The sequence below is a fragment of the Chitinophaga sp. H8 genome (genome assembly GCF_040567655.1).
Lineage (GTDB): Bacteria > Bacteroidota > Bacteroidia > Chitinophagales > Chitinophagaceae > Chitinophaga > Chitinophaga defluvii.
Window position 1 is genome coordinate 1728711 of record NZ_JBEXAC010000002.1, and the last position, 23021, is coordinate 1751731.

The 23021-nt window shown below is 45.5% G+C and carries 15 protein-coding genes; 7 read left to right on the forward strand and 8 right to left on the reverse strand.

What is annotated here, in order from left to right; translation table 11 throughout:
- Positions 1-8: 8 nt before the first annotated feature.
- Together ABR189_RS20910 and ABR189_RS20915 are read left to right on the forward strand one after the other, a co-directional pair.
- The gene (locus ABR189_RS20910; protein WP_354662425.1) at positions 9-1832 is read left to right on the forward strand and encodes a RagB/SusD family nutrient uptake outer membrane protein; all 1824 of its coding nucleotides are present in this window, start codon (positions 9-11) and stop codon (positions 1830-1832) included.
- Positions 1833-1863: 31 nt separating this feature from the next.
- Positions 1864-3159, forward strand: a complete 1296-nt coding sequence (locus tag ABR189_RS20915; protein ID WP_354662426.1) for an IPT/TIG domain-containing protein — start codon at positions 1864-1866, stop codon at positions 3157-3159.
- Positions 3160-3282: 123 nt separating this feature from the next.
- Here the strand turns inward: ABR189_RS20915 and ABR189_RS20920 are convergent, their stop codons facing one another.
- Positions 3283-4725 carry a hypothetical protein gene (locus ABR189_RS20920; RefSeq protein WP_354662427.1) on the reverse strand — a complete coding sequence of 481 codons (1443 nt, stop codon included), beginning with the start codon at positions 4723-4725 and terminating at the stop codon, positions 3283-3285.
- 110 nt (positions 4726-4835) lie between these two features.
- Between ABR189_RS20920 and ABR189_RS20925 the strand changes: the two genes are divergently transcribed.
- The 4 genes from ABR189_RS20925 to ABR189_RS20940 all read left to right on the forward strand — a co-directional run bounded on the left by ABR189_RS20925 (position 4836) and on the right by ABR189_RS20940 (position 9782).
- On the forward strand, positions 4836-6815 hold the full coding sequence (locus ABR189_RS20925) for a PI-PLC domain-containing protein (protein ID WP_354662428.1): 1980 nt from the start codon (positions 4836-4838) through the stop codon (positions 6813-6815).
- Positions 6816-6868: 53 nt separating this feature from the next.
- Positions 6869-7975 (forward strand): AI-2E family transporter, encoded by a 1107-nt coding sequence (locus ABR189_RS20930; RefSeq protein ID WP_354662429.1) that lies wholly within the window; start codon positions 6869-6871, stop codon positions 7973-7975.
- A gap of 698 nt (positions 7976-8673) precedes the next feature.
- Positions 8674-9093 (forward strand): NUDIX hydrolase, encoded by a 420-nt coding sequence (locus ABR189_RS20935; protein WP_354662430.1) that lies wholly within the window; start codon positions 8674-8676, stop codon positions 9091-9093.
- A gap of 89 nt (positions 9094-9182) precedes the next feature.
- Positions 9183-9782, forward strand: a complete 600-nt coding sequence (locus ABR189_RS20940) for a hypothetical protein (protein ID WP_354662431.1) — start codon at positions 9183-9185, stop codon at positions 9780-9782.
- Between the two features lie 76 nt (positions 9783-9858).
- On the opposite strand, the gene ABR189_RS20945 is transcribed toward ABR189_RS20940, so the two are convergent.
- From ABR189_RS20945 to ABR189_RS20975, 7 genes are all read right to left on the reverse strand, one after another.
- A complete protein-coding gene (locus tag ABR189_RS20945; RefSeq protein ID WP_354662432.1) occupies positions 9859-12420 on the reverse strand; it encodes a TonB-dependent receptor in 2562 nt (853 codons plus the stop codon).
- A 257-nt stretch (positions 12421-12677) separates the two neighbouring features.
- Positions 12678-14969, reverse strand: a complete 2292-nt coding sequence (locus ABR189_RS20950; protein WP_354662433.1) for a hypothetical protein — start codon at positions 14967-14969, stop codon at positions 12678-12680.
- A 306-nt stretch (positions 14970-15275) separates the two neighbouring features.
- Positions 15276-16076 (reverse strand): hypothetical protein, encoded by an 801-nt coding sequence (locus ABR189_RS20955; protein ID WP_354662434.1) that lies wholly within the window; start codon positions 16074-16076, stop codon positions 15276-15278.
- Positions 16077-16090: 14 nt separating this feature from the next.
- Positions 16091-16885 (reverse strand): hypothetical protein, encoded by a 795-nt coding sequence (locus ABR189_RS20960; RefSeq protein WP_354662435.1) that lies wholly within the window; start codon positions 16883-16885, stop codon positions 16091-16093.
- Between the two features lie 34 nt (positions 16886-16919).
- The gene (locus tag ABR189_RS20965; RefSeq protein WP_354662436.1) at positions 16920-20381 is read right to left on the reverse strand and encodes a TonB-dependent receptor; all 3462 of its coding nucleotides are present in this window, start codon (positions 20379-20381) and stop codon (positions 16920-16922) included.
- A 100-nt stretch (positions 20382-20481) separates the two neighbouring features.
- Positions 20482-21468 (reverse strand): FecR family protein, encoded by a 987-nt coding sequence (locus ABR189_RS20970; protein ID WP_354662437.1) that lies wholly within the window; start codon positions 21466-21468, stop codon positions 20482-20484.
- A gap of 131 nt (positions 21469-21599) precedes the next feature.
- Entirely contained in the window at positions 21600-22223 is a 624-nt protein-coding gene (locus ABR189_RS20975) for an RNA polymerase sigma factor (RefSeq protein ID WP_354662438.1), read from the reverse strand.
- Between the two features lie 154 nt (positions 22224-22377).
- On the opposite strand from ABR189_RS20975, the gene ABR189_RS20980 reads away from it, so the two are divergent.
- A complete protein-coding gene (locus ABR189_RS20980; protein WP_354662439.1) occupies positions 22378-22953 on the forward strand; it encodes an RNA polymerase sigma-70 factor in 576 nt (191 codons plus the stop codon).
- The last annotated feature ends 68 nt before the right edge of the window (positions 22954-23021 follow it).

Consider the following 23021-nt stretch of genomic DNA (forward strand, 5'->3'; position numbering starts at 1 on the left):
GCAATATCATGAAGAAAAATATAAGTAAGCTACTATTGATATTACCGCTTTTCAGCGCCTTCCTGTCCTGCCATTACCTGGATAAGGAACCGGACAGCCTGTTGTCTGAAGAGCTGGTGTGGAAAACCAGGCGGCAGTCGGAAGCCTATCTGTATAACATATACAGCTATATGTTATTCGGAGAAAATGATGGCGCCTGGCAACTGGGTATTTCTGAAGAAAGTTTTATCACGATCCCGGGAACGGTGGCGCGTAAAATCAATGATGGCAACTGGGGCCCTTCCTCCACTATCTGGGATATCTGGGGTACCTGCTATGTGGCTATCCGGTCCAGCCATATTTTCGAAAACAATATAGATAAAGTACCGGCATCCGAATTAAGTGATGACCTGAAAAAACAATACAAGGCAGAAGCGAAATTCCTCCGGGGATATTACTATTGGAGCCTTTTAAAACGTTACGGCCCCTTCATAAAATTAGATGGGGTATTGGGACTGAATGAAGACTTTAATAAATACTCCCGTGCACCATTCGATACCTGTCTGGCATATGTAAACCGGTTGATGGATGAAGCGGCTGTTGGATTGCCTACCACCTGGTCATCTACCTGGTATGGTAAACCTACCAAGGGGGCATGCCTGGCTATTAAAGCGGAAGCAGCGCTGTTGGCAGCTAGTCCGTTATGGAATGGCAACCCGGACTTTGCGGGTTTCAGGGATAAACAAGGCAACGCTTTAGCGCCCGCAAAAGCAGATGCCGGAAAATGGAAGATCGCCGCTGATGCGGCCAAAGCAGTGATAGACCTGAATGTGTATAAACTGTATACCAACGAAGAAGAAGGGGAAACATTTGATCCCTTTAAATCTTACAGCCGTGTTTTTACCACACAATGGAATAATGAGCTCATCATCTCTTCGGCCAACTGGATCCCCACTTACTGGGATCATGACTGCTCTCCGTTACCAGGCGGCTTCCAGCTGTTTGCCGCTACACAGAATATGGTAGATGCTTATTATATGGACAATGGAAAGTGGATCAGTGACAATACTTCCGGATATGTGGAGTCCGGTTTTGCTGCTGATGGTGGTGATCATGACTGGGCGCACGCTTCGGGCGACTGGAACATGTATGCCAGACGGGAACCTCGTTTTTATGCAAGTATATCCTATAATAAACGCCCCGTAATTGCTGCGCCTACTGCGGATGACCGTAACCGTTACTCTTCTGATAATAACAGGAATGGACAGGGCAGAACGGAATTCTACTACCGGGGCAAATCCGGACGCCAGGCATTGGGATATATCTTTCCCGGCTATTTAATTGCCAAAGGCATACACCCTTCCTCCAATGCCTATAACTGGTCCGGCCCGTACCGTCCGTATATCATTACCCGCTATGCGACTATCCTGCTGGATTATGTGGAAGCACTGAACGAGGCAGAACCAGGCCACCCGGATATTGTGAAATACCTGGATATGATCCGCACACGGGCAGGGGTGCCTTCTATTGCACAGGTATATCCTGCTGCGGTAACCAGCCAGGCTGAAATGCGGAAACATATTCTCCGGGAACGGATGATCGAACTGGCCTTTGAACATGGCGACCACTGGTGGACACGTGCCCGCCGCAAGGATATGAACAACGATGAGTTTAAGAAGGTATACGGACTGAACTTTGAAGCAGATGATAATGACCAGGGATTTGGATATAGCGGGTTTTATCAGCGCACACTGCTGCAATCCAGGGCGTTTGATAAAAAAATGTACCTGTTCCCGATTGCCCAGAGCGAAATCCTGCGTGATACCGCATTGGTACAAAATCCAGGATGGTAACCGTATTATAATATTCTAAAAAGAAACTCATATGAACGTTATCATAAAATATCGTTTGCTGCCACTGTTGCTGCTATTGCCGGCTATCTTCACCGGCTGTAAAAAAGAAACAATACCAAAGCATAATAGTGGAGTCCCTATTGTTATAGAAAAGTTCTCCCCTGTAAAAGGCGGTGTAGGCACCGAAGTGCTGGTATATGGCGATAATTTTAATAATGATACTACCGGTGTACGTGTAACCGTCAATGGTGTAAAGGCGGCGGTAACAGGTGTGGTGCAGAACCGCCTGGTGTTTATGGTGCCGGATGGGGCAGGCAGTGGTAAGATCACCATTACTATCGGTGGTAATACCGTTACCAGCACAGAAGATTTTAATTATGTGGCGGCGCAGTATGTAAGTACCCTGGCTGGCTCCGGACAGGAAGGCTTCCGGGATGGGGAAGGCGCTGCAGCCATGTTTGCTTTTCAACTGGGACAAAGCATCGCTACGGATGCTGCCGGAAATGTTTATGTATGTGATGCAGGCAATTCCCGTATCCGTAAAATCACACCTGCCGGAGTGGTGTCTACCGTAGCGGGTAATGGTACCGGTGGCTGGCAGGATGGTCCTGCTGCCAGTGCCATGTTTAATCATCCGTATGGTATCGAAGTGGATAAAGACAATAACCTTTACGTGGCAGATACCTGGAATGCAGCACTGCGTAAAATCACGCCTGAAGGGGTCGTGTCTACGCTTGCCTGGATTGGTGATATTACGGATGTGGTAGTAGATAAGCGCAATGGTGATATCTATGCTTCTCAGTTTGGCCCTGGTACCATTGTAAAGGTAAACGGAGATGGATCTACTGTAACGGTAGGTAGTGGTTTCCAGCAACTGGGTGCTATTGCGATGGACAGTAAAGGCAACTTTTATGGTGTAGATAACAGCCGCTCTTTCATTGGGAAAGTAGATGCTGCTACCAAAAACATGACCATCATTGCAGGGGTTTCCGGTCAAACCGGTCTGGAAGATGGTCCTGGCAATACGGCTAAATTTGACCGCCCCTGGGGCATCGATATTGATAAGGAGGATAACCTTTATATCGCCGGAAATGGAGGCCCTAATTATGGTGGGGGAGATAATAATACCAACCACTGTATTCGCTTTATCAAGGCTGGTACCTGGGAAGTATCTACTTTTGCAGGCGGCTCTTCCAAAGGATATAATGATGGTCTGGGTAGTCTGGCTGTATTCAGATCTCCTACAGGGGTAGCGCTGGATGCTGCTGGTGCCGTATATGTACTCGATGAAGGCAACCAACGTATCAGAAAAATTATTTCCCGTTAGGTAGAAGGGATGTCGCTGAATGAACAAACCCCGGCGGAGAGGAGGCAATCCTTTCCGCTTTTATGTTTTAATCAATCATTCGCATCAATCAGCTAACAGCTAAAGACTAACAGCTGATATTTATTACAGGTTATGAATATAGGAGAGTAACAACCCTGTAGAAAAGAAGCTGGCTTTCCCGTAAGTGGGATCTCCCAGCATTAAATTGGCTTCATTGGGATTATCGAAATTAACAGGCTGTTTGTATTTGTTGGTACTGCCATAGCTCAACAATATCCCAGCACGCAGGTTCGCTTTTTTTCTGCGGAAATTTCCTCCCAGCTGGCAATGATAATTATCCCAGGTAACTACATATGGTAAATGACCATCGTAGTTTTCCGGTTCTTTTACGGAGTAGGTAAAGTCTGTGCGGAAGGAAGCCATTGCGGTAAGATGACTATTCACATAATAGCTGATGCCCAGCGCGAAGTTAGTCAGGCTGCGATGTTCATCGCGGAAGCGGAGCAGATCTTTTGTAAAGGAATTGGCACTGCCGGTATCTGGCCGTATGAATGATTCCGCCCTGGGCGTAATGATATTGTAGCTGTTTACCTTATGGAAATATTCTGCTGCCAGATACAATTGTCCTCTTCCGTAATCAAGCGTATAGGCACCTGCAATACTGAATGGCAGGTGATATTTAACCGGTAACTGCGTTTGCCGGTCATTAGCCAGCAGGTTCAGGCTGGGGGTATTGTTAACAAGATGAAGATTAGCTACGGCGATATCGCTGGTAAGGGTGGCAAATCCTTTCAGCGAAATCAGGGGGGAGGATACCAGTAACCCGAAATGATGCTTGCCTGCCTCATAAGACAAACCGCCTTTGAACCGCATACCAATATGCGTATAAACGACCTGGTAGGCTGTAGATACACTGGTGAGAGGAGGTAACCCAATATCATTGCCGTCATTGATCAGCGCCCTGGAACGGTAGTCTTCGAAATAATCCTGGGAACGTACCTGTCCTTCTGCTGAAATCCCAACGGCCAGCCGCTCATTCAGCTTTATGCCGGCACTGAGTACCGCAATGGTTTGATTGATATGATTATGAGCGGCATATTGCCCCACATAAAACTCCTGCCCCGGGCTATAGGAATTATCCAGCACATCCATCTTTTTATCCTGCCTTTGTGTAGCCTGGTAGCCCAACACAGCATTATGGATCAGCGCATAGCCGATAGCGATAGTCTTCTTCTTTTTTAAAGCGATACTTCCAGATACGATCTGCGGAACAATCCGCAGCCGCGTACTTTTAAGCGGATTATGAGCGCCTATTCCTGCTTTCATATTCAGATGCTCGTACTGGTATATATTGGCGGAAATGGAGATGCCGCTTTTAGGATTCAGGGCCAGCAAGGCAGGATTGTAGAAAAATACACCACTGTCACGATTGTTAGCTATTACAGCGCCCGGCATCAGAAACCCACCGGGAGAAAATCCGCTCTGCCAGTAATGCGCATCCTGCGCTTGTGTGTGATGAATAACAGAGAAGGCTAGAAGAAAAAAGATAATGATCTTTCTTTTCATGGGTCTTCATTTACAAGGGTGAAAAAATAGCGGCTCGAAAAGATAATTGAAGTTAAGGACTTATATTTATACTGCCATCCTTTTCCAGAACCATTGTTAGATGATTACTTATGTTAAAACCAGGACTCCTCTTTTTGCTGGCTGTAATGTATGGCTATTGTATACACGCACAGCGGCTTACTTTTACCAGGCCGGTAAACTTTCTGGCTGGTGCTACTTCCGATAAGGCGATAGATATTACCAATTTCAACCAGCATTATTTTGTAACCTGGAAAACTGTTGGCGCCATCGGAAATATTCAGGTGGCTTACCTGGGAACAAAACTGGATACCACTTTTGCGAATACACAAAATACCATACCGGATGCCACCTCCCGGTTTGCTCCCGTATTCCGCACTACCAAAACATATATTTACCTGTTCTGGATTGCAGTAGATGGTACCTTAAAATATATAGTCGGCACTACAGCGGCAGGCTTTGAAAAAGGGACCGTCAATACCCTCCCCACCAGCAGGCGGGCGGTATTCAACAAAGGCATCAGTGTGGCATTTGCAGGTAATAAGATGGTGATGGCTAGTCATGACGATACGAAAGGAAACATCTTTATAGCGGTAAGTACACCTGACCAGGAAGGCCTACTGCAGGAGGCGGCCATTATTCCGGTGAAGGGCGCAAAATCATTGGATTACCCTTTTGCAGTGGCAGTTAATAACCAATCCAGTGCCAGATGCTGCTGGAGTAGCCGGGATAAGCAGGTGTGTTATGCAGATTATGACCCTGCTACCAATACCTGGTCTGGTATACAAACGATTCCCAATGCCAATACGGCCACTGCACCGGCCTTATACAGCGTGTTCTCGGATAACCGGTTGTTCTATATATGGAAAGGTGCCGGCAAAGATAATGGGCTGAACTACCGGGAAGAGATCAGTGGAGCGCTAGCGGATAGCGAAACAATTTTGCCTGATTTGTTTGCAACAGATAATCCGGTATCACTGAGTTATATCGATGAAGACAATTTTGTGATGGCATATACCGGTAAAGATCAGCAACTATACCTGAGTTACTTTGCAGATTACGACCCTGCATCCTGGATGGGCACGTTGTTGTTTCCTGCAAAAGCAGACTATCATTTAAAGGATATTGTTATTCCTGGTTCACATGATGCCGGCATGTCTGTATTGAATGGAACAGGAGGTTCCGGAAAAGCATCAGTGAATGAATGTAATACCCTTACCCAGCTGATGAATGTAGAAAAGCAGCTGCAAAGCGGTATACGGATGTTTGACCTGCGTATAGAACAATATAAAGGTGAACTGTATACTAAACATGCTTCGGCAGATTGTATGGAGGATGCGATGGGAGGAGGGTATGGTGAAAAACTGGAAGATATTTTGCTGGCGGTAAAATCATTCCTGCATACCCACTGGTCAGAATTCGTTATCCTGAGCTTTAGTCATTTCTGTGATAAACAACTTTCCATAGAAGAACAGGCGAAGCAGATAGTTACAAAATTAGGAAAGGAAATAGTATATTATGATACTGGTAGTTCACTTGCCGCAACCAGGCTAAGGGATGTGGCAGGTAAAGTGATCGTTTCCTTTGAAAATTACCATTATCCGGAATGGAAAGTAGATGAGGGTACCATGGTGGATAAGTCGGCTGCATTTATCAATTACCGCAGGGAGTATGCAGCTACCAATGAGTTGGATAAGCTTTTAACGGCACAGCAACATTTCTTTGCTGCATTGAAGAATAATGTACAGGCTAATGACCTGATCCGGCTGGACTGGCAGTTAACAGAGGCTGGCAGCGAAGCGGCATTTATCTGCAACGATTTCCAGTCGGAGAAGTCGAACCCGCTGATGGATGGCGCCCTGCTGCTGGTTAATACCGTGAAGCGTCATAAAAGTATTATAGACCTTTCGCGTACGGGTAACCGTTACCTCATACCTAAAGTAATGGAATGGATAGATAATGGTACTATTACGGTAGAGAATAAACCCAACATACTATACGTAGACGCAGCGGGCAACTGGATCACTGACTTTTGTATTGACCTCAATCATTCGCGGTTATATAATAAATGAACACCGGACATGATTGACGTATATTAAAATAACGTTTATCTAAATCTGATTTTATGCGACATACAAGAACACCTGTATCCCGTAATATCATAGAAACCATACTTGTATTACTGCTGTTGCTGGCACTGCTCTTTGCCCTCTATGATGTGCTGAAAGTATTTTTCGGGGTATTTACCTTTGCCCTGATATTTTATGTGTCTTTTCAGATCCCGTATGAAAGGCTGGTCCGCCTGGTGAATAACAAAAGGAAACTGGCTGCCGTGATTTATTGCGTGATACTTATTGTGATAGTGGCATTGCCCTTTGTGTATATGATCGGAGCGATGGGAAAGCACATAAAAGAAGTACTGGCCATGATTACAAGTGTGCAGGAGCATGGATTGCCCCCGTTGCCGGAGAAGATCGCAGCCTTGCCCTATGTGGGCGACAGCATTACTGCTTTCTGGGAGCATTTGCAGGAAAACCCGAAAGAAACACTGGCGGGTTATGAGCACCAGCTTAGGGAAACCCTTCATCGCATTCTCACCGGAGGAGCCGGTATTCTGGGGGCCGCCCTGCAGATCATACTGGGTATTATCATTTCAGCGTTTATCCTTACCGGTGGTGAAAAAGTATTTCAACCCGTAAAAGCTACTTTGCAGCATTTGTTAGGTAGAAGGGATGGCCTGATACTGTTGGAAGCAACCGGACATGCTATCAAGGGAGTGTCTATCGGTGTTATGGGAACCGCTTTTATTGCAGCGGCGATTTCCTGGATAGGGCTTGCCATTGCCGGACTTCATTTCAAGCTGTTGTTATCTGCATTGATATTCTTTCTCGTGCTGATCCAGGTAGGTCCATTGATCGTATGGGTGCCCCTGGTGATATGGCAGGCTACAGAAGGGCACATGGGTACTGCCATTTTCCTGGGTATCTATGGCGGGTTTATCCTGATCCTGGATGCGGTACTGAAGCCTATCCTCATTGCCAAAAGTGGTGGCAAACTGCCATTCCTGGTGCTCTTCCTGGGGGTAATAGGTGGACTGGCTGCCTGGGGATTTACCGGCATGTTCAAAGGGGCTATCATCCTGGCGGTGTTCTATACTGTGTTTAACTCCTGGCTGGAAAGGAAGCGTGGCGGTACAACGGTGCGGAAGCCGGCTGATGGTGTGCAAAGTTGATGTTTCCCATTGTAGTTTTCCCTGCACGGTGATAACAGCCCGGACAGTTTTCCTGGATGTAGTATGTGTTGTTGATTTTGAAGGGTGCGTATCCGTAAAAGCTGCTTTGAGCACTTCCATCAACCTATCCTCCGGAACTCCCGCCTTTAGTAATTGCATAGCCGTGCCGGTCATTTTCCGGTAAAGTGTTACCTGCCGCTTTTCCTGCGGCACACGCCTGTATAGCTGAGCAGCTGTGCGGGAAGATAAGGCCAGCATAGCGGCATACGCCATAGTACGTGCAAATGCCGGATCGGTCTTTACCCGCTTACGCTTTAAACTGCTTTTTAGCCGCGCATAATATTGCCCATGCATTTTGTAAAACGTGATATTCCCCAACGTACCTGTAATAAGGAAAATGCCTGCCTGTTTTGCCATATTTCGTGGTTTTAGCAGCAATGTGCCTGAATCCGTTTTTATAGCCAAATGAAAAGGCCATTTAGGCCAAAAACGGACAATTAGATACATTACGGTATAATACGGAAGCTATTTAAGCTATACTTATCCCTGCCTTAAAGCATCGCTAAAGCATAACTAAAGCATGGTAAAGGCATGGTAAAAGCGTTCCCGATAGCTGGATTTGGAAAAAGACCTTACACCACACCATACTAATCATTATTTTTACGGCTGCTGACAATGATCATTCATACAAAAAAGATATGACATCGGATAAGTGCATACAATTATTTACAGCAGGACTGATTGTAGTAAAAGACAATAAACTGTTGCTGGCTTTCAGTAAAAACAAAAACGCCTGGTACTTGCCAGGCGGTAAGGTAGATGCTGGCGAAACTGCTGCGGAAGCACTTCAGAGAGAAATAAAGGAAGAGCTAAATATTACCCTTCATCCCCAGGACTTAAAGTACTATTATCATATTACAGCACCAGCATATGGAGAGGAGACGAATATCCTGATGGAACAGGACTGTTTTCTTTATGAAATCAATGAACCCATTACACCGGGAAATGAAATAGCTGACGTTCGTTTTTTTGATTTGCCCGCTTACCTGCAAGAATCTGTGCAGGTAGTAGGAGTGATGAAAGCTTTTGAAAGACTGGCACAAGATGGATTGATTTGATATAAGGACTAAATTTGTACTTTAGTATCCCTAAATCACAACCAGGTGTGAAACCCTTATCCCTTCATGCCCTTAACATTAACTCAAATATGAAAAGACGTAATCTTATTACCCCGCTAGTCCTGTTGTCAGGGCTTTTCTTTGTTATGTTCATGATATCCTGCAGTAAAGAAGGCCCTGCTGGTCCTGCTGGCGCCACGGGTGCTAATGGCGCTAATGGTCCTGCCGGCCCTGCTGGTCCCGCTGGCCCCAAAGGTGAAGACGCCTCCGGATCTGTGATCTATTCCGCATGGCTGGATGTACCATTTAAGCCAGATACTGTACACCTTGCAGGCGGTAACATTGATACGGTGGGCTACTATGCCATTATTGACGCACCTAAACTCACCCTGGAGCTGGTGAATAAAGCAGATGTAAAAGTATACATCAACTCCAGCGATGCAAGTGATCCTGTCATTTATCCGTTGCCTTATGCTGCTTTATCCGGTCTTAATATCCAGTTCGTGGCTTATACGCAGAAGATTGAGTTGTATGCCAATGCAGACGTGGGTACCGTCACTGTCAATGGCAAGAAGTATCAGCAATATCGTTACATGATCGTGCCCGGCAATGCCCAGGCAAGATCAGCGGCTCCGGTAAACTGGTCCGATTATGCCGCGGTAAAAGCGTATCTCGGATTAAAAGATTAAAAAAAAGAAACTGCCTCATTAGTAAATGAGGCAGTTTCTTTTATAGGATGTTATGCAGCCAGGGCAAATTTCAGACTTATTCTGCCGGACTGAAATTATAACGCAGTGTTACCCCGAATGTCCTGGGATCGCCAAGCACCGCAGCATATTGTCCGGCATTGCCAGCTGCCACGAGCAGTTGTTCAAAGTAATTCTTGTTGAACAGGTTGCGTCCCCATGCAAATACAGATACTCCTTTTGCCGCACGGAACCCAAGCCGGGCATTGAACAGCACGTAGCCATCCACATTCAGGAATGGGGAAGGAGAAGGGCTGGAAGAAAATTCGGAACGATAGTATCCGTCCAGTGCCAGGAAATATTTTCCGCCCTGACCCAGGAACTTGCCGCCAGTGGAGGCTTCGCCGCCAAGGGTAGTGGTCCACTTGGAAATGCCGGGTAGCCTGCTACCGGAAATATCCTTGAATGCACTGGGGCCTCCGGTTTCTTCCAATGGTACCGGCGCATTTTTGAAAGATTTGTATTTGCCATCAATATACGCTACTGCACCAAAGAGCGAGAAGTGATCATTGAACCGTATGTTACCATCCAGCTCTGCACCACGTACCTGTACTTTTTCTGCATTGGCAAGATACCCACGGTTTACACCCAGTTCGGCAGTTTGTACCTGCGTCTGGAAATCCTTGATGTCAGTATTGTAGATCGCCAGGTTCAGGGTAGAAGAAGCGGATGGCGTGGTTTTGATGCCTACTTCAAAATGCTGTACATACTCCGGTTTGATCTCTGCCAGCTCCAGCATCGGTTTGCCACCCGCAGTAGGAAGGCCGCCCAGGTTAAGTCCTACCGGTTTGTAATTGGTAGAGTAGGTGGCATAGGTGTTGATGTGGTTGCTGGCTTTAAAAGAAACCGTCAGCTGACCGGTAAGGTTGGTGTTATCCGTTTTAGCATTAAAAGCCTGATCGGAGTACACGCTGTTCTTTAATGCCAGCAGCGCAGGGTCAGTGGTTTGTAAGCCTCCGTATGTTTTACGGTCAAAGTCCACTTTTTTATCATCATAGTTATACCGCAGGCCAGGCAGTACATGCAGCCTGTCTGTAATAGCCCAGTCTAACTGCCCAAATACCGCAGCGCTGAGTGTTTGCAGGCGGGAGGTAGTACGGATGCCGTATCCTTCCAGCAGCCCGGGTGTCTTCCATAACTCGCTGGTGGTATTCTGAGAAAAGCGCCATTGTGCAGAACCGGATTCTTCGATATGTACCGGGTCTGTTTTGAGATCCTGTCCGATCACAAAAACACCGATCACACCACTTAGCTTGGAAGAAAAGTTACCGGCATACCGTACTTCCTGCGACCATTGCTGGTGTTTGGAAGTGGCTTGAGATAAGGTTAATACAGGCAATCCGGTAAAGTCCCGGTCGTTGGAGGGATCCCAGTGCCAATAACGCCAGGCAGTGGTAGCGGTCAGTGTACCCTCGCCAATCTTCGCATCTACGTTTACGGATACACCTCCCAGGTCGTTGCCGGAACGCCAGGTAGTATTGTGATCGATCAACCGGTCAAAAGGATTGAGGCTGGGCAGTTTATAATTAAGATCAGCAATGATGTTGTTAAACTGGCGGTAATCAGCCCGCTGTGTTTTTACCACACCAGCTATTACCTGCGCATATCCTTCCGGGCGTTGTTTGGAGGCGTCTCCAATGAGTGTGATATTAACACGGTCGCTGGGTTTGTACAACAACTGCGCCCTTGCACCGATATTATTAAGATCATTCACATACTTCTGCGATGCTACATTATAGATAGTGCCATCGCGCTGTGTGCCGGAGAAAGAAACCCTGCCGGCCAGCTTACTGGCAATAGCCCCTGTGATAGAGGCTTTGGCCTGTATGTAGCCATAGTTGCCATAACTTACTTCTGCACTGGCACCCGGCGAAAAGGATGGCTTGCGCGTAGTAATGTTCAGGGCGCCTGCCGTCGTGTTTTTACCAAATAGTGTTCCCTGTGGCCCCCGCAGCACCTCTACCTGCTCTACATCTACAAAGTCAAGTGTGGTAGCGGCAGGGCGCGCATAATAAACACCATCCAGGTAAAAGCCAACGCCAGGATCAATACCATCATTGGTAAGCCCGAAGGTAGAGCCCAGGCCACGGATATTGAGCGTAGTGTTGCGCGGGTTGGAGGAGTAGAGCTGTACGGTAGGTATCAGCTCTTTCACCCGGTTCACATTAAAAGCGCCTGCATCTTCAATGGCACCACCACGTACCACGGAAATAGCAATGGGTACATTTTGAATCTTTTCATTACGCCGCCGTGCCATCACAGATACTTCGTTCAACAGGCGGTTGTCTACGGTGAGGATCACCTCTACCGAATTTTGGTTTTGCTCGGTTACCTGAACCTCCCGGCTGGCAAAGCCAATAGAGGTAACTCCCAGACTAATCGGGAAGGAGGCATACGTTTGAAGGCTGAATTGTCCCTTATTGTCAGCAATAGCATGATTGGTTGACCCCTTGAGGCTAATAGTGGCGCCGGGTATAGGGGACCCTTTTTCGCCTTTCACCACACCCTTAATTACCTTTTGAGCAAATAGGGTGCTGGCCAGCAGCGTGATCAGGAGTAAGAGGGGGAATACTTTTTTCATAATAGTTGTGTGTATAGATTGGTGATCTCTTGTCTAGTAGTCTACTTAGTCTACTGAATTAGTAGACAAATATATTACAGGATTTGAACTTTTCTATATTTTTTTTGAAGACACAGGTTGTTTGGTGCGCTACTGCGCACCTGGCAAAGGTTTGGTGAGATATTTTGCTGGGCTGATATTGCTATCTGCGGGCAAGCAGGTAAGTGATGACTGCGTGCAGACTGCACTTACGGTGACAGAGGGCTTCCTGCCGGGCATCATTTTTTGATCAGCCCGTCAGCGCTTTTTAATCTGACAAACAATTTTCTGTCTGAACCATCCCGGTTCGTTTTATATAAGTTCCAATTGCCGGCACCCACAGACTCGAGGTGAAAAGACAGCAACGGATCTGCCAGCACTTTTTTCACCCAGATGGGAAATGCATTGGCGGCACGGGCTGCTTCCCATGTGCTGATGGCAGTAAAAATAGCCGCTTTCTGTGGGCAGCTTTCAACGTCCTGCTGATTTAAAGCCAGACTGTAGGTGGTACCTACACCTACGGAAATTGCCTGTACATGCTCATAGTCCTCCACTTTTGAATGGGCCTTGATAGGAAAATTGCTTCCCATACCTACCGGAAAATAGTTGGCATAGGTGGCATCTCTGAGGTCTTTTCCCTGGCTGGTGGTACTTCCCCATTCCCGTGTGTCCACATCATACAGATTTTTTCCGCTACCCACATTCCAGATACTTTGATAGTGCCATGATCCTTCAGATAAGGTAGCCCCCGTAAACCGGATGGCAGGAATGCCCAATGCTGCGGCTCTTTCAAACATTTTACGAAAGAAGCGTTTGGCCGAATAATAACCATGCCCGTTATTGAACAAAAACTCCTGTCCATCAAAATCGTAATAACGCAAACCATTGATCGCACACACATCGGCGTAGTACTCCGCTATTTTATCCTGTAACTGCATATTGGGAATAAGCCCATCATAGCCATAATTAATAGTGACCTGGAGTTTATAGATGGTATCCCCGTTGGTATGACTGGATGGTGTGGTGCTCCAGTATCCGCGTTTTATATTTAAAAGTCTGTATGGCTTTTCGCTGGAAACTCCCAAGTAATGAATCAGCTCTTTACCAATTTTGATCATATTCAGATCTGCACAATGTCCCTCCCAACTGGCAATTTCTTCAAGATGTGCAGGATCATCCACCACAATGACCGTGTCTGTTGGAGTAATCCCTTTTACCAGTAAACGTTGCTGCTGATAACATAGGCTGTCGCTTGGAACAGGGCTGGCATCCATGGTGCCGGGAGCCAAAGCAGTGGTGATCGGGGTTCTGCCAATTGTAATACCATATTGCGCCGCCATATCCGCAAATGTTTTATGCGAAACATTGCCACTGGTCAATTTCAACGGCTTCTTCTCAAAATACCGTCCGTCAATATAACCGTTATTGCCGCGGTCAGGTCTCAAAAATTGCTGGTCATATAAGCTGATCGTTTTAAAACCCAGCCGTGAAGTGTAAGAGATGGTACTATCATACAGATTGCCGCTGGTAATAGCGTCAGGAACATAGGCAGCAGGATCTTTTACCCATTTCCCATTGATGGTGGGATAAGGAAGCTTTTCAGATAATACAATCTGCTGAATAACGTCCATTAAAGCAGTGCTGTCGGCACTGCCCCATAAAGCAATGGATGATCCGATATAATCTATCCCGGGCAATGGCTGTACCTGCAGGTGGTTGGGCGTATTGGCGGCCATATTAGGAATGAGCGAATAATACACTTCTCTTTCAAAAGACCGGTCCCTGGATTGATAAACAATGGATATGTTGCCTTTCCGGTCTACCATTGCTGCATTGCCATACATGATCCTGTACCACGGTGCTTTATGCGAATAAAAAGCAACGTCACTGATACCATCTCCTCCCAATGTAAAGATCTGCCCCTCATATAAACTGTCGGGTAGCGGGAAACGCTTGCTGTCCGGTGTATGAATAATATATTGAAATGGGGCGGCATCAGCAATGGTCGCTGCAGTTCCTCCCAGGGTATTATCATTTAAGGCAAGCATACCAATGGCGTAATTAACTGCCTCACTGGTATCACGGGCAACTCCGATTATTTCACCTAAGAGATTGGTAATATTGGTATGATAATCCCCCCATTGAATAACATCAATTCCATTGCGTGGAACAAGCGATTGAAGGGTGAGCCTGAAATACTTTTTTTGAGGCACTATCGCTATGGTAGCTACCGACCCATTGGGGTACTCCAGTGCCAGCGTTTTGTTTTGCCGGATATACCTGGCTTTAGTGGGCTGATAGTACACCTTTTGCTTACTGTCGTAAAGGCATAGCAATGGCGATGGCTTATCTGCAGGACTGAATTCCCGGTTAGGCCGAACGGTAATATTCTTCATGCTGGTGATCCAGCCTTTGTTGTTAACATGAATCCTGAAATAGTCAGTGCTAAAATCCTGCTGGGCAAAAAGATCCGACACCAAAAGTATGGCTGCAAAAAAAAGCACAGCTGCTCTAAAGAAGCTTAATTTCATGATAGTACTATAAATTGAATGCTATGTTCACACGATGCAGGATGAATTACTGTAAATGCCCATACCTGTTTTTCAAATATAAACCAGGGTGCCTGCTCTCAATGGCTTTATTTTGACCTGTTCTGCTGCTATTTTGCCTTGCATCGGCAGGTTTGAAAGGATGCCTGGATGATGATATGGATGGTAGTAATAGCCGTATTGAAAAAGGGCTGACCAAAAGGCCAGCCCCACACAAGTAGTAGTTATTCAGGTTACAGGAAGCCTGTTCTATGGGATTTGAGGGAACGGGTTGTCCGTATCCGGCTATTAGAATCTGTCCGGATAGAAAAACAAACGGGAGTGCTCTAACTGCCAGGAGCCAGGTGTAATAAAGTAAGGCAGTACCAGTCCTTTCTCACCTGCAACGGGGAATCCCATCCCGGAAGGTTCTAGTTTACTCATGGTTTCATTATCCTGGAAGGCCCATTGATCTGTGGTGCCTGCTTTTGTAAAACAAATTTTGGCATTGCTGAGCGCCTGCTTACTATCAAAATCAGCGGATGGGATATAATCTATATAGATCCATGTGCCCCGTTTTACATGCTTTGCCAGGTATGCCCGGTATTCCTGCCCGGTAGTGTTATCAATTCTGTAGAGGAAAATATCAAAAGGAGCGTCACTGTCTGCATAATGAATATAAAACCCCAGTTTATTGATAGTGTCTGTGGCTGCCGGAGGATTTACTTCCACCACCTTGCCATCCAGATAGATGTAATTAAAGTTGGCTTTTGTGCCTGTTGCGGGAAGTGGCTTACTAAAGAATACTTCTCCGGTAGCAGGATCTGTTAGCGTAACTTTAGAACGTAACGCAGGGGAGCGATAGGTATATACTGCGTTAAAACCGATCATAGCGGCAGGCTTGAGTATAAAATTCCCGTTGGCAACACTCTTATCGTATCTGGTGGTATCTATAGACACTTCCAGTTCGTTTGCACTCCCATTGTAACCATTAATGATTACCTGTATAGCTTTTTCTGCCTCCAGCTCTTCTTTATTGCAGGCTGCAAATATGGGAATAAATAAAGTAAGGATACCCGCTGTTTTTATATATTGTATTAACTTTTTCATTGGTTCTTTATTGGTTATAGTTCGAATAGTTTAGTAAACCTTATACTATTTCCCACAGTGCTTTCATTGAATATATACAAATTGGAGGATGCAACTGAGCCCGGTGGTGTAGGCGCACTGGAGGAAGTGGCATGCCAGGTATATTCCATTTCATTTGTGTAAAATTCATTTGTACCTGCTTTGTAGATATAAGCCTTAAACATTACTGGTGTAGGCTGCCCATTATATTCCTGTGTGGCAGTTGAGAAGGTAGAAATGGTTACAGGTTCACTGAATTCATAAGGTTTTACATTTTTAATCCGGATGATTTCCTCAAATACCTTTGGTGTGAAATAATATTTTATCAGTACAATGTCTACCGGCGCTGTATAATTAGTAAGCGTAGGCATGAACAGGTAACTGATTTTTATTTTTCCGGCTTCTACTGCTGGTTTTTCTGGCAGGTAGTTTACTTTACCATTTGCATAAAGAAATCTGATAGGGGTGGGGCCATCTCCCTTTTTTATTTCTTTTTCCAATACCACTTTTCCAGTGCCCGTTTCTGTTATTGACAGCTTTATTTTACTGCTATTGCCATGGAATGTATAGGCATCGATAAAGTCAAAGGCACTATTGGATGAAAGTGGATAATTGGTCTTAAAGGTATCCAGTTTTATCTCCAATGTTTCGTTGCTGCCATTGTAGCCTTTTAATAAAACAGGTACCCTGTCTGCCTTGTATAAAAAATCGTCTTTCCCTTTGTTGCAGGCCGCCATTACCAAAAGGAATATACCTGTTAAGATGATGTAAAATATGTTGGTTGTCTTCATGACGTTACTGTTTTTAAGAGGAACCAGATAAAAATTAGAAGGAATAGGAAATGGAAAAACTGAATGATGTACCTATTTTGCGGATGAAGGTGTCCTTGTCTCCAATCCTGGTTTTAGTTTTTCCATCGGGAGATGTTTCATAATAGCCTTCTTCATATTTCTGTGAGAAGCCATATTTCCATTCGTAGATATCACTCCATTCAGTGGCTCCCGTAGAAGTAATTGCTGACAGATTCATATCTTTCCATTTATCAAGCAGTTTATACGTGTCTCCACTATTGATGTAAAAGCGGTAAGGGGTATTAAGCAGGTTGCTGATGTTCAGCTTTGCTTTCAGCTTTTTGTCTTTCAAAAAGCTATAGCTTAATTGGGCGTCCAGTTGGTCACGTGGGCGTTCATACTCTACGATGTCCGGCGTCATGCCTGTAGTAAAGGTTTTATATCCCATGTGGTTAAAGGCCATATTGGCGCCAAAGCGGTTGCCATCATATTGTAATCCGATATTGTATAGTACCGGTACCTGTCCGTATAATGGCCTTTTTTCTTTCTGGAACACTTTGGTACGATACTCATAGCTTTTGCCGTATTTGTCATAAGCCATGCCCTTTCCTACAAACATAGCAGACTGTACTTCGGAATGCTGTAAGGTAAGGTTACCACTCAGGTAAATGTTATCGAGCAACTTCCATTCAGGATAGATAAAACCCAGGCTTTTACGCAGGTCAAATTCCCATCCTTTTACCTTTGCCCAATTTGAGTTTTGGGTAAACACGTATACGCGCATGGTAGCATCCGGTTGCATCCGGTACAGTTCCACGGGTTTATCAAAATACTTATAGAAAAAACCTGCGGAAATCACCTCCCCTGGTTTCGGATACCATTCCAGTCGTAAGTCGTAATGGTCGATCAGGGTAGAAAGTACACCTTCATTCCTGCGAAAAGCACCTAGAGCGGGATCATAGCGGATCATACGGGAGTTTTCGATCAGTGCTGGCCTTACCACAGATTGTGAATAGGCTGCCCGTATGTTAAAATCTTTCAACGGGGTAGCAGTAAGGCTTGCGGAAGGCAGGTAGCGCCATGTTTTCTCTTCGGTTTCGGGATTGGCGGTAGGTGTTACGATTCTTCCGGTTTCGGGGTCTACGAATTTAAATTGTTCGCCCCGCTCTATGAGTGTGTTGATAGACCGGTCATTGGCACCACTTCTGATCCTTTCGTATTTGTAATATTCGGCCCTAATGCCCCATACCAAACGCAGCCAGCTTGTAAAGCGGTTATCCAGCATCCCATACACTGCCTGATTGGTATTCTTCCCTTCATATCCGTTCTGAGAAAAACTTGCAGGATAATACAATATATCCTTCATCGGATTTTTGAACTCCAGGAATTGCCCCCACTCCTGTACAGGAATATGTGCATATACACTACCTGTAGTTTGTACAGTACTGATCGGTAATAAGGTCCAGTCGTATAGCCCATGGCGTTCCATATATTGGTAGCCAGCCTTAGCAATCTGCTTTTTCCCAAGTACATTGAAATGATAACTGAAAGCTCCTTCTGCTATTTTATTGGTTTCCTCATATTGGTATTGTGCCCGGTTGAAGGTTCCGCCACCTGGATTAGTAACGCCACTGGGCATGATATTATAACTGCTTCCGTTAAGCGTTTTTACCGGCATTAACCAGGCTTCTACGGCATCTTTTTCGAGGTTGCTGAGTTTGTTGCGGGCCACATTCCAATCAAAACGGAAAGCGCCAAAAGTGTGTTCGCCATTGATACGATTTTGCAGCAGGTCAATAAATTTGGGCCGGTCGTATTCCCGGATAGCAGGAAGTTCTCCATAACCAATGTCATTACCATAGCCTATGATGCGGGAAAACTGGTTGTTGAACACCCTTGAATAGAAATTGCGGGAAGTGATCTTGTGATGCTTTGACTGCCATCCCAGATTGAGCAAGGCCCCCCAGGTAGTATTGAAATTATACTGATTGGAGAAGGTGGGTTCGATTTCTGCTCCGGTAGCTACGTTGTAACGACGATTGCCGATCTTCTCCCAGTCACCCCGTTCAAAATGAGAAATGTCATCGATAGCTTGCTCATTGCGGTAACTGATAGAACCTACAAAACCCAGACGGCTATCTTTAATATGGTAGCTACGTCCCAGACTGAACTGGTAATTTTGCCCGGGCAATGCCTTATAGGTTCTGGTACCAATCCGCTCTAATCCACCTATTTTTTTGTTTTGCGCTGCAATCATCTCAGGCGTAATCGGTGTAATATCCGGGGGAGGAATATCGTAAGGTTTGATAGGATTATAGTTGTGATTCGTAAAGATCAGCAGGTCTTTGGGGAAGTGATCTCTGCTACCGTCATCAAAGCCCAGGTAGTCATTTTTGCCACGGCCATAACCCAGGAAATCCTTTCCGGTGCTGCCGCTGGTGTACTTTCCGCCAATACCTAATGTGGTAAAGTTCTGATCAGGAATGGCAAATGTATTGATCTGCACCAGTCCACCACCAAATCCAAAGCTCATATCAGGCGTTGATGTTTTAGACACGATCACGTTATCGATCAGGTTACTGGGAACAATATCGAACTCAAAGTCGCGCACCTGTACGTCCGTACTAGGTAATATGGCACCATCCATCATGGCCAGGTTGTAACGTTCTGCAATACCACGTATCACTACACGACGGTTGTCATTAGTACTTACCCCTGAAATGCGTTTTAATGTTTCTCCTATGTTTTTGTCGGGCAATGCTGCAATCTGTTCCCGGCTCATGCCATTGGAAATGCCTGCTTCATTCTTTTGACGGGCATAGAGGGCATTGATGGTTTCTTTTCTGGCAGTAGAAGTCACTACCACGCCAGCCAGTGTATGTTTGGCTCTTTTGAGCGTTATATGCAATGTAGTAGTTTGATGGTCCTTTACTTCGATATCAGTAACCTGTTTAGTACCATAGCCTAAGGAAGATATTTCTGCCTGGTATATTCCCATAGGCAGCGAAATACTAAAAGAGCCATCTGCGCTGCTGGTGGTTCCTTTATTCCCAATGCGGATGGTGACACCTGGTATAGGATCTCCGTTTTCTTCATCAATGATTTTACCGGTGATCTTTCCAGGGGCTTTTTGAGAGCCCATAGTAGATGATTCCTGATGATCTGCCGCCTTCCTGACCAACCAGGCAGTACCTTTTCTTTCTATGTTAAATGGGGTGTTGGAGAGCAACCCGCTTAAAATCTGCTCCACCGTTTTGTTATTGTATTCCATTGGTTTTACTGCAACACCGGTTACTTCTTCTTTACTAAAGGCAATACTGGTGCCGGTGGTTTTACGGAGCAGGCCGAGTGCTTGCTCTAAACTGCCCTGTTCAAATTTTACAGTGTACTTTGTTTCCTGCGCCAGCATTACCATGGGCAACGATAATAATAGTAGCATCAGGGCGGGAAGGATAAATTTTTTCCTTCCAGGTTGCTTCAACCATGTCAGTAACATAACTTTGTTTTTTCTTTTTTTATTTTAACGAATGAAAAAATGGCATTGGCCCTGTTCACAGCAGGGCTTCTGCTTTTATAGTGGTGAATAAATCCCTGGTTCAGTAAATCTCTATTTCGGTAGGTGTGAGCATCCGCAACCGGTGTCCGGTTAGGCTGCAAAACACTTCCACAATTTCACGGGCTGATTGCTGCTTATTAAAGTTGACACTGACATTCGTTTGTAGTTGGCGCTGATCCAGCCGGGTACTAAGGATTACATTGTATTGATTTTGCAGCAATACCGCCAGATCATTGAACCGGACATTTTCATAATCCCATTCTCCTTTTGTCCAGGCAGTAAGGCTTTCTGCAGGTACCACGTTGAGAATGGTATAATCCTTTCCAGCTTTATTGTAATGGATGGCTTGCGCCTTGGTAAGGATATCCAATGTACTACCTGGTTTACTAACCTGTACCTTGCCTGATACAACGGTGATCTGAACATCTTCTCCCTGATCGTAGCTGCTGATATTGAACTGTGTGCCCAATACCATGGTAGCCAGACTATCAGTGGTGTATACAGTAAAAGGATGTTGATCGTCATGGGTTACGGTAAACAATGCTTCGCCTGAAAGGTGTAATTGACGGTGGCCGACAAAGTCCGGATGATAACGCAAGGTAGAATTGGCGTTTAGTAACACAACCGAACTATCAGGTAAGATCACCTTTTTGATTTCTCCTTTGCGGGTGGTCAGTTCCTTAAACACTACCGCTCTTTGTGAAGGATCACCTATATTACGAATGAAGCCTGTACGCCAGATGCCAAGCCCTGCGGCAAGCAGGATGCCTGTCCACAAGGCAGCCGCCCGCCAGCCGGACAGTAATCCTGATAATTTATTGTGCTTAACAGGGAGGCTGGCCTTATCCTGCAGGCGGTGAATATTCTCCAGCAAACGGGCTGCTTCCGCCGCGCTTAACGGGAGATCTGCTTTATGCAGGTTGCCTCCTTTTTCAAACCATTCTTCCATGATGGTTCGTTCCTGTGGGGTACAGGTGCCGGCTATATAGCGGTCTAACAGTTCTCTGAAGCGTTCTTCTGTTTGCATAGCTTTTTTTCTTTGTAAAAGGTATCGCCATGAATATAGTTGGTAACACTCTTTATAGGATAGAGCCTGAAAACGAAAAGCGGACTACTCCGGAAAATGGAGTTAATAATTTGGTAATATTGGCAAGAAGATCAGATGACGGGTAATAAGGCAATGATGAGCCAGATAATGGAAAGTGTAAAGAACAGGAAGGTTAACCGGGATACGGTTTGGCGAAGACGTTTACGCACCTTGGCAAGATGATTTTTAACCGTGTTGGGAGAAATCAATAATAATGCAGCAATTTCGGTTACGCTCATACCCGCTTCCTGGTGCAGCTGATATACCTTCTTCATTTGTTCAGGCAATCCGTCAATTTCACCAGCTACAGAGGATGCTATGGTACGGATGGCAGATGCGGAATACGTTTCCTGGAAAACCCGCAGCATGTGCTGTCCATCTATCAGCTCCTGCCACAATTCCAGGCTTTCCGGCCTAGCCGCATTTCTTTTTATATACCGGAATGTTCTGTTACGGGCTACACTGTATAAGTAATTGAAAAGAGAACTTTCAATGTTAATAGTGGCTCTCTTATCCCACAAATCCATAAAAACTTCCTGGGTAATATCTCCTGCATCGGCCCGGCTATGGATATGTTTGTATACCATCGCAAAAACCGGAGCAGCATACAGGTGATAGATCTGGTCAAAAGCGGTGCGGTCGCCCTGCTTTACCAATTGCCATAATGCAGTGTGATCCTGGATGCCTGATACCATGTACTAATTTGTCCTATGCGGCACAAATATAGTCTTGCAATATTATCATAAAGTTAACGACTACATGAGGGATTAATTAATAAAAACTTAATGGGATATTCTGTAGTGCCTGAAATCTTACTGATAATTTTGGCCCTACAAAAGGCACAAAATAGTGGATACCAGCAATACAGCACATGACCGGTTAACAGCAGCAACTCAACACGAGGATGCGGTTACATTCGATCAGGTATATACCCACCATTGGAAACCTTTGTACCGGACAGCTTTTCGCATCTTAAAGGATGAACAGGCTGCCGAAGACATCGTACAGGATACCTTCGTGCGCCTTTGGGAAAAATGGGACACCATATTGCATATCAATATCAGGGGCTGGCTGTTCACCACCTCCTACCACCTGGTACTCAAAAAACTGAAACAACTACAGGCAAGCGAAAGCCTTGAACATGCCAATTTTCCCGAACCGCTTGCCGGAGAAGCTGATGAGCTGATCAGGACAAGACAACTACAGCTACAGCTTGAAACCTGTGTAAATAACCTGCCCGAACAGTGCCGCAGGGTATACCTCATGAGCAAACGGGAAGAGTTTTCCATTAAACGCATTGCTATGGAACTTGGCATTTCTCCCAAAACCGTAGAGTACCACGTTTCTACAGCATTCAAGCGCATACGCCAGGGTATCGGCAGGTCAACCTTACTGCTGTGGCTCTGCTGCAATCTTTTCTTTTAGCTACTACATCCCCATTTAAACTTTTTTCAAAAAAAGTTACCCCACCACCTAGGGATACCCCCTGTTTT

Coding starts and splice junctions, on each gene's coding strand:
- ABR189_RS20910 (WP_354662425.1), top strand. CDS start 9: ATGAAGAAAAATATAAGTAAGCTACTATTGATATTACCGCTTTTCAGC.
- ABR189_RS20915 (WP_354662426.1), top strand. CDS start 1,864: ATGAACGTTATCATAAAATATCGTTTGCTGCCACTGTTGCTGCTATTG.
- ABR189_RS20920 (WP_354662427.1), bottom strand. CDS start 4,725: ATGAAAAGAAAGATCATTATCTTTTTTCTTCTAGCCTTCTCTGTTATT.
- ABR189_RS20925 (WP_354662428.1), top strand. CDS start 4,836: ATGTTAAAACCAGGACTCCTCTTTTTGCTGGCTGTAATGTATGGCTAT.
- ABR189_RS20930 (WP_354662429.1), top strand. CDS start 6,869: ATGCGACATACAAGAACACCTGTATCCCGTAATATCATAGAAACCATA.
- ABR189_RS20935 (WP_354662430.1), top strand. CDS start 8,674: ATGACATCGGATAAGTGCATACAATTATTTACAGCAGGACTGATTGTA.
- ABR189_RS20940 (WP_354662431.1), top strand. CDS start 9,183: ATGAAAAGACGTAATCTTATTACCCCGCTAGTCCTGTTGTCAGGGCTT.
- ABR189_RS20945 (WP_354662432.1), bottom strand. CDS start 12,420: ATGAAAAAAGTATTCCCCCTCTTACTCCTGATCACGCTGCTGGCCAGC.
- ABR189_RS20950 (WP_354662433.1), bottom strand. CDS start 14,969: ATGAAATTAAGCTTCTTTAGAGCAGCTGTGCTTTTTTTTGCAGCCATA.
- ABR189_RS20955 (WP_354662434.1), bottom strand. CDS start 16,076: ATGAAAAAGTTAATACAATATATAAAAACAGCGGGTATCCTTACTTTA.
- ABR189_RS20960 (WP_354662435.1), bottom strand. CDS start 16,885: ATGAAGACAACCAACATATTTTACATCATCTTAACAGGTATATTCCTT.
- ABR189_RS20965 (WP_354662436.1), bottom strand. CDS start 20,381: ATGTTACTGACATGGTTGAAGCAACCTGGAAGGAAAAAATTTATCCTT.
- ABR189_RS20970 (WP_354662437.1), bottom strand. CDS start 21,468: ATGCAAACAGAAGAACGCTTCAGAGAACTGTTAGACCGCTATATAGCC.
- ABR189_RS20975 (WP_354662438.1), bottom strand. CDS start 22,223: ATGGTATCAGGCATCCAGGATCACACTGCATTATGGCAATTGGTAAAG.